This is a genomic window from Actinophytocola xanthii, assembly GCF_001921205.1.
Classification (GTDB): domain Bacteria; phylum Actinomycetota; class Actinomycetes; order Mycobacteriales; family Pseudonocardiaceae; genus Actinophytocola; species Actinophytocola xanthii.
This window is the reverse complement of the sequence record NZ_MSIE01000171.1, coordinates 1-1,046: the sequence shown is the minus strand read 5'-3', so window position 1 is coordinate 1,046 and position 1,046 is coordinate 1. Positions and strand designations below refer to the sequence as shown.

General features: G+C 71.8%; 1 protein-coding gene and 1 pseudogene. One reads left to right on the top strand and one right to left on the bottom strand.

Going from position 1 to position 1,046, the window contains the following annotated elements; translation table 11 throughout:
- Positions 1-14 precede the first annotated feature (14 nt).
- The gene (locus tag BU204_RS37745; RefSeq protein WP_075130570.1) at positions 15-497 is read right to left on the bottom strand and encodes a hypothetical protein; all 483 of its coding nucleotides are present in this window, start codon (positions 495-497) and stop codon (positions 15-17) included.
- A gap of 41 nt (positions 498-538) precedes the next feature.
- Between BU204_RS37745 and BU204_RS37740 the strand changes: the two are divergent.
- Positions 539-1,046, top strand: a pseudogene (locus BU204_RS37740) (hypothetical protein); the annotation flags it as partial.

Genomic DNA, 1,046 nt, shown 5'->3' with positions numbered 1-1,046 from the left:
CGACCTGGCCACCCTCACCCTCTGGCTTTGAGGACGCTCCCTAGGCCGGAAGTGCGCGGCGCCGACCCGCAGCGACGACACGTCGGCGGCCAGGTGGTTGAGGAAGATGCGGGGCTCGGGCAGCGAACGGAGCTCGGCGACCCCGGCGAGGACGGCGCGAGGTGGCGCAGCACCCCGTAACCGACGCCGTCGTTGGGACGCCGCCGAATCTGCTCCAGCAGCCGCGGCAGGCTGTCGGCGAGCGTCGCGGTCGGGTCGTCGACCTCGATGGCGACCGGGTGCATGCTGGTGAACCAGCCGACCGCCAGTGACCGGTCGACATCACTGAACTCGGTGGCCTCGCCGGTGCCCTCCATCATCACGTAGGCACCGCCGAAACCGTTCCAGCGCGCGACGGCCACCGCCACCGCGCAGAGCGCGGCCTCCCGGCTCGGGATATCGCCCTGCCCGCGCAGCACCGCGGGCACGTGGACGGCGTCGACGGTGCGCAGGATCATGCCGGCGTCGTCGGCGGAGCCTGGCTACGGGAGGCCGCGGTATGACCACCGGGATCGAGCCGACGTTCTCCGATGGACGCGTGATGGCCAGACCCGCCGACCCGGAACCGTTCCTGCTGCGGGTCGAGGCGACCGAGCCGGGCGTGCGCCTCGACGACTGGATCCGCGCCAACCACGAGCGGCTGACCGCCGAGCTGTACCGGCACGGCGCGCTGCACCTGCGGGGGTTCGCGGTGCACGACCCGGAGGAGTTCGGCGCCGCGGCGCGTGCGTTCTCCCCCCAGCTCCTCGACTATGTCGAACGGGCGGCGCCGCGGACCGAGGTCGCGGACAAGGTGTTCACGTCCACCGAGCTCAGCGAGGACCAGTGGATCGCGTTCCACCACGAGAGACTTCCTCGCCACCCACGCCCGCCAACCCTTCCACGGCGACCGCCGAATCCTCGTGGCGATGTCCGACCTGTACGTCAACCACCAGCTCGACGGCCTGTCGAACGGGTAACTCGGGCTGCCCTGCTCGGGTCCGGCCGTTCCGGACCTGAGCGGGCCG